Source organism: Aquimarina pacifica (assembly GCF_000520955.1).
GTDB classification, from domain to species: domain Bacteria; phylum Bacteroidota; class Bacteroidia; order Flavobacteriales; family Flavobacteriaceae; genus Aquimarina; species Aquimarina pacifica.
Genome location: NZ_JACC01000072.1, coordinates 1 through 7115 on the forward strand (window position 1 = coordinate 1; position 7115 = coordinate 7115).

Here is a 7115-nt window from a genome sequence, read left to right on the forward strand (position 1 = left end):
TAATCTAGCGAGATCATTCTAACATCTCTTGGTGTTTGAACGCGACCGTTCACGAATTCCTGAAAATGAGTTACTCCCATGGCAACATCCAAAAATAGATCATCAACTACGTCAATTTCTACATCATAAAATACAGGGGTGTTATTTCCTGATACTGTAAGGTTTCCTGTTGCATTGTAAAATCCTGTGAATCCAAGGTTTTGATCAAAAGTTCCGTCATTAATAACATCTGTATGAAAACCAATTTCACCTTGATCATGAATTTGTATATTTCCGAAGTTATGAAATGCTTGTTGTGCTATTGTAGCAGAAGACATAAGATATAAAGCAATAAAGAATATTTTTTCCATAATCATAGGGGTAATACTGTTTGACAGTAAATAACTTATGGCAAATATATTAGGTTCTTTGAAGAACTAATTTTTTTGACGGTTAAGCGGGTGTTTTTGACGACTAAATGCGTTTTACTTTCGACGAATGTTTTAAAAAATTATGTATATACTAAATCGTATTATTAGATAAAACAATAATACTGGGTATGAACAGTATATACTTGTATTAGTAAATATAATAAATTAGATCATAATGAAACTTTACTTGATTTTTATTGCGTTTTGATTATTTATGAAAGGTCAACTATTTGAGATAGTGTTTTACATATTTTTTTTAAATTGAAATCTGTTATCTGTCATAATTTGTAAAAAGTTACACAGCCACAGGCTGGGCCACTACCAAGAGGAGTTGGAGCACCTCCTGAACCAGTGATCATTCTATTCTGAAATGCGCCGAGTGCCGTAGTACTGGTAAAGAGATAACTATATGTGCCATCACCATTATCGATTGTATTAAGAGTATGGTTTGTTAATGTTAATCCAGGAATCGAAGCATATGGTACATTTTGTACCCATATCTGATAATTAAAACCAACAGCAGTGTTATTCTGTATTTGCAATTGATACGAATTACCAGCCCCATTTTGTCCATCATCAAAATTATTTATGATCAAATCTGTCGTTAATGTTCCAGTCGGGCTTGTCAACGCTGGTGTTACTCTATATGTTATTCTACGGTTGGTAATTACCGTAGCTCCAGTTACTGGATATGTATTTCCGAACTCCGAAGTAGTGTTAGAAATTGTAGCAGTAGCAGTAATCGTGGTACCTACCGGAATTGTAGATCCTAGCGTTAGATTAAAATTAAACTTGTTAGTGTTATCCGCATTTCCATCGGCATCACTATATGAAGATGAGCTGCCATCAGAATCATCTACACTTCCTTCTGTGGCCGATCCAATATATATTTGACCTTCTCCGTAATCTTGAGTCAATCCTAATGCATTATCTCCAGCGGTTGCGGTACCTTGATTAATATCTGTAATAAAAAATTCTATGGTCGCTCCAGGACGAGACCATCCAATAACATTTAGAGTAGTACCTGATACAGTTATAGATTCAAAAACAGGAAAATTTAATGTTCCATTTGGTCCAGCATCCGGATCACCGCTATCATTTATACTGACCCCATCTGCATTAATATCTATTCCAAGTGCATCTGATAAGGTTCCGTTAGCATAGATAGAATTTTGAGAGATAAGATTTCCTGAAGTTGATCCTCCTGTTATTGCCACTCCAGCACCAGCATTACTAAAAATTATATTATTTGTAATTATAGAATTATTGCCACCAGCTTTGATTCCATAATTTTCTGTACAAGCAACGTTTGTTCCTGAAGCCGTAATTGTATTTTCGGTAATTGTGACATTTCCTGTTCTATCATCAATATTCAGAGCTTCTCCATTTTCGATCAAATTATTTTGAATCACCACGCCAGAACCATTATTCACAATAATATTATTACGACAGGAGTTTTCTCCGTTATCAGTTATATGATTATTCTGTATTAGAGAAGATGTTCCTCCGTTAATAAGTATACCCGCATCCGTATTGTCTGCAATATAATTACTACTAATAATTGCAGTTCCTCCAGTTACTTCGACGCCATAATCAATGTTTTGTAAAAAAGTTCCATCAGCATTTACTCCCAGTAAGTTTTCTGTAACGGTACTTGAGCCAGACTCTATACGTACTCCGGCATTATTATTTGCATACACTGCAACATTTCTAATTACATTATCATCTCCTTGTAATTTTAACACATCACCATCATTTCTATGAATTTGGATTTCGGGAAGGTTATAAGTGGGTAGGGCAGTAGCTGATGTTCCTATTGTAGTTCCACCAGAACCAACAGTTCCTGTATTCGTGTCTCCAGAATATGCGGTTTGTGTTCTTCCATCAATATGGGTGTTATTGTCAGTAATAGTAGTTAGAGTGACCGCATTATCAATAAAAATATCAAAGTAACCACTAGTAAAATTAGAATCAGCTGGTCTGTTCAATACGTCGCTGGTCGGAGGAATCATAAAAATTGAAATGTCTTCACCAGCAGCTGGGTTAAAAATACTGTTCGCTTCTATATTCAGTCCGGTTTCATCTAGTCCATTAGAATTAATAATAAACTGTTCAAGTGACCCTTGACCATTTTCATTGGTGTTGACAATTGTATTAAAATTAAAACCAAAATCTACATCTACAGCACCTTCATTTAATATTGTTATTGTAGAAATAGATTGAGCTCCTGTCAAAATACCAGCGGCAGTATCTTGTGCAGCAGGATCTACTCCTCCAACGTCTTCAGTTATATTGGTTAATGAGTTTGATGCATATTCTGCTCTGAATGTTTGAACAGGTAGACAGGCCGTACATGTATCGCCTCCACCTCGAGTAGATGTTACCGTACTATTGACAACTCTTAAGGTGTATGTGCCATTGGCCATGCCTCCAATATTATAATCTCCGTTTACATCAGTAATGTCAGAATCTTCCAAATTGCCAGAATTATCATATAGCTCTACGGTTACACCTTCTATTCCTACTCCAGAAGCAGTGGTAATATCTCTTCCATACCCCCCAGGATAGTTGATGTCTTCAAAAATAGTTCCTGTAATAAGGTTACTTGGTACTTTAATTAACACGGCATTAAGGATAGTGAAATCTCCTCCTGCAGTTATTGCTGTAGTAGCAGACGATTCACCTTGAGCAATAAGAGGAGAAATGTCATAGGTGTCCAAATCAAGACCTCTTCCGTCAGTATCATTTACAATTGGTACGGCAGTATCATCATAAATTGTAGAATTAAAGGGATTGTTAACCGTAGTTCCATTGTTATCACCATCACCACTTAATGTCGTAGTACCTGCTGTTGTAGTTAGTTGTATTTGTTCAACATTATCTGTACCTGGATCTCCTTCCCAAGAGAGTATAGAGGTTTTGGATCCTGTAGATCCAATTGCAAAAAAGCCACTTAATGTATAGCTTTGAAATGAATTTTGTTCTCCGTCAAAACCATTATATAAATTGATACTCACGGCAGGTAATGATGTATCTGTATAAAAAATCATCAAACTCCAACCTCCTAAGGTGGTGTTTCCTCCGCAATAAAACCATGTGTTATCGGTATTATCAATAGTAAGATCGGTTACGGTATAGTTGTGAGTGGCTGGATCTGGAACATTAATCGGGTTATTAACAACTGAGGTTACGTCACTAACCATTCCGTAATATGGCTGAACACCGAATGTAGCTTCGTTAATTACCTGTGCAAATACAGTTTGACCTGCAAATGTTACAGACTCATCAGGCTCATCTCCCGAGTGCGACCAAAATAGATATGCTTTTTCTATGACGGCAGAGCCAGGAATAGTCGTGGTCAATGTATTTGAAGATGAGGTTACAATAGAACAGGTATTCGTATCACTATCTCTAAAGGTTCCTCCGGTAAGTGCATAATCATAATATCCATTAAATTCATCAAACAAGGTTAAAGGAACATTAGAGGGGATGGCGGGGTCGCCATCATCGGTAATAGTTTCTGTACCATTGCTTCCTAAAGATACTAATCCAGAACTTAAAGCACTCAGGTTGATAAAGAATGTTTCATTAGCTTCAGCGAAACTATTATCAATTATGGGCACACTAATAATCTGTGTTTCACCATCAGTTCCTGAGAAATTTAATGTTCCTGATGTTGCTGTATAATCAGAGCCAGCCACCGCAGTATTATCAGCGGTTGTATAATCTACCGTAAATCCACCCGGTATATCACCACCCGATAAAGTAACCGTATAGGTAGCGGTCCCTACATTTTCACTTACTGAAATACTATTTACAGCAACGGTGCCTAGATCATCGGCATTTATAGTTCCTTCTCCTTGGGTATCGGCTATAGTAACAGAGGGGTCACTAACATTACTCAGGTTAACAAAAAATGTTTCTGCTAATTCTGCTATATTATCATCGACTATAGGGATAGAAATTGTTTGTGTGCTTAAACTTGTTCCAACAAAGGTAAGGGTAGGGGTTCCTGTGGTAGCAGTATAGTCTCCCGGAGCAATTGCAGAGTTATCCGCTGTCGCATATTCTACAGTAAAACTTCCGGTAGTAGGACTGCCAGTATGTGAGACAGTAAAGTCTAAGGTTCCTGCATTTTCATTAACAGTAACATCATCAATTGATAATTCTGGAGTAGTTACTGTACATGAAACAGTGGCTTCCCATCCAGCTTCAGTTATCGAACCATCAGAGTGAAATAAAAATGTTAAACATCCGTCAGTTGCACTAGAAGTTATAGTTCCTGGGGAGTTTGATCCGTCAGTATTATAATATGTTCCTATTAATGTACCTGTACCAGTTCCGTCATATACTTGCAAATAATCCCAAATAGTACCTCCGGCATCTTCAACTTCAAAAAATGTAAAATCTACTACAATTTGTGATCCCGGAGTATCCGGGCAAATTGTATAGACATAGTCTGGTTCATTATTAGAATATTCTGCTCCACTACCCCCTGAATCATAAAAATTGGCACTACATGTGGTGACGCTACCATTAGACATGATCAAGGCATCTTCATCTACTATTGTTCCAATTCCTTGGGAATCGCTTATAGTTACTGAACCATCGCTTGGATTACTTAAATCTACAAAAAAAGTTTCCAAATTTTCTTCTACCCCATCATCGGTTATTGATATTGTAATTGTCTGTGTTTCGGGGCTGGTTCCTGAAAAAGTTATTGTTGGTGTTCCTGTAGTAGCAGTATAATCTCCAGGTGCTACCGCTGAGTTATCAGCAGTTGCATATTCTACTGTAAAACTACCTGTGGTACTTGCTCCTGAATGAGTTACTGTAAATACAGCTGTTCCTGCGTCTTCATCTACTGTGACATCGTCTATTGATATGCTAGGGGTTGTTACGGTAGGAGTAAATCGTACATCATCAATATAAACAGTTTCTCGGACACCGCCACCGCCGCCCCAATTACCACTACCGCTTATAAATCGTATTTCAGAAAAGGCAGAAATTTGATTCGCAGTTAGTATATGAGTTATCGTACCTGATGCCGCTGTAGTGGCGACAGTCTCCCAACTAGAGGTTGTATTATTCCATAGATCCACATCAACACTTTCGTCTCCTGCTGTTCTGTTGTAGTCTAATGTAAGTGTAACGGCTGTATGCGCAGATAAATCAATGACTCGGCTAATGCTTCGGCTGGAACCACCACCACCACCATTTTGAATGTTCTGTAGTTCAAGTTGATTAGATACAATTTCAATTCTACCACCCGCTGCACCGCTACCACCATCATTAACTTCTATCCAACTAGTAGTCCAATTTAGAGCACCACTAGAATTAGAATAATCGGTTCCTCCGTTAAAGTCATCTTCATACTCTTGTCCGTATACAGAATTAGACAATAGTACAAGTGAAATCACAATAACTAATTGTTTAAAGTATATGGTTTTTATATGATTTATCATATGCGGTTGTATATTTTATACTTTAAAATTATTTTACAACAAATACTACATTAATCAAAGTGTTATAGTCTAAAGGTTGTCCTATAATAGTATACGTTAAGACTCCATTTGCATCAATAGACATCGCACCAGGCGTAGTCGTATCGAATACTGTAGGATCGGCATATGTTACATAGTAATATAATTCTGTTGCTCCATATGTCGGTAATGCATTCGGTGCTCCTGCACTTGCTACTGTTGGAGTACCAAATTGAGTAGTATACTGTGTGTATAAATTTACCGTAAACGTACCATTTGTAGACGCATCAATTTCTATAGAAGGAGGATAGAATATTCTCGCCGCTTTTGATGTTATCGGAGCAATTGCTTGAATTGCTTCTTCTACAGTAGTTTCATTTGTTGGAGATGTTTCTCCAGCTTCATCCATATCTACTGGTGTTACCAGAGGAACTTCAGAGGCATTTTGATCATCTGTACTTATTGTTAATGGATCTACAGTAACAACATCACCGTCTGCTTCAATTCCTAAAAATCGAGTAGGGGAGTTATTGTCAAATTGATATGTATTAGCAGAACCATATTGAGAAAACTCAATTTGATTATCTTCTTGCAATGATAATGTTTGAACTATTGCATCAGTTGTAGAATGATTACCTCCTGAGAAGAAATTTAATCCACCTACTCCTGAGCCAGCTCCCAGTGAAATTGCAGCATCATAAAAGTTTCCTGAATTTTGGAAAGCAATTCCTATTTCATTGTTGTTATTTGTTCTTTGTATAGTCAGCGTACCTCTATTGTCCGCTCCTGTATCAAAATTCATTAGGTTAGTACCCATTGTCATGGTTCTATTTCCTGTTAATGTTCCATCAATATTATAAATGGTATTATCTGGTACGGTAACCGTTCCTCCTCCATCAGAAAGCGTAATGTCATGATCACTAATGGATAACGTTTGTGGAATTCCTACGCCTGTAGCACCTGTCGCTCCTGTTGCTCCGTCCGCACCATCAGCACCTGTCGCTCCCGTTGCACCTGTTGCTCCGTCGGCACCATCAGCACCCGTTGCACCTGTTGCTCCATCGGCACCATCAGCACCTGTTGCACCTGTTGCTCCGTCAGCACCATCGGCTCCCGTTGCACCTGTTGCTCCATCGGCACCATCAGCACCTGTTGCACCTGTTGCACCTGTTGCTCCGTCAGCGCCATCGGCTCCCGTTGCACCTGTTGCACCTGTTGCTCC

The 7115-nt window shown here is 38.1% G+C and carries 2 protein-coding genes and 1 pseudogene; all 3 read right to left on the bottom strand.

All coding sequences use genetic code 11. The features are described 5' to 3' along the window. A pseudogene (locus tag DZ60_RS23655) lies at positions 1-350 on the bottom strand (gliding motility-associated C-terminal domain-containing protein); the annotation flags it as partial. Positions 351-688: 338 nt separating this feature from the next. Then, positions 689-5875: a Calx-beta domain-containing protein gene (locus tag DZ60_RS0121590; RefSeq protein WP_025744090.1), complete on the bottom strand. Its 5187-nt coding sequence runs from the start codon at positions 5873-5875 to the stop codon at positions 689-691. Between the two features lie 28 nt (positions 5876-5903). Then, the coding region (locus DZ60_RS25485; protein ID WP_051477709.1) for a hypothetical protein at positions 5904-7115 on the bottom strand (1212 nt) is incomplete at its 5' end.

Coding starts and splice junctions, on each gene's coding strand:
- DZ60_RS0121590 (WP_025744090.1), bottom strand. CDS start 5,875: ATGATAAATCATATAAAAACCATATACTTTAAACAATTAGTTATTGTG.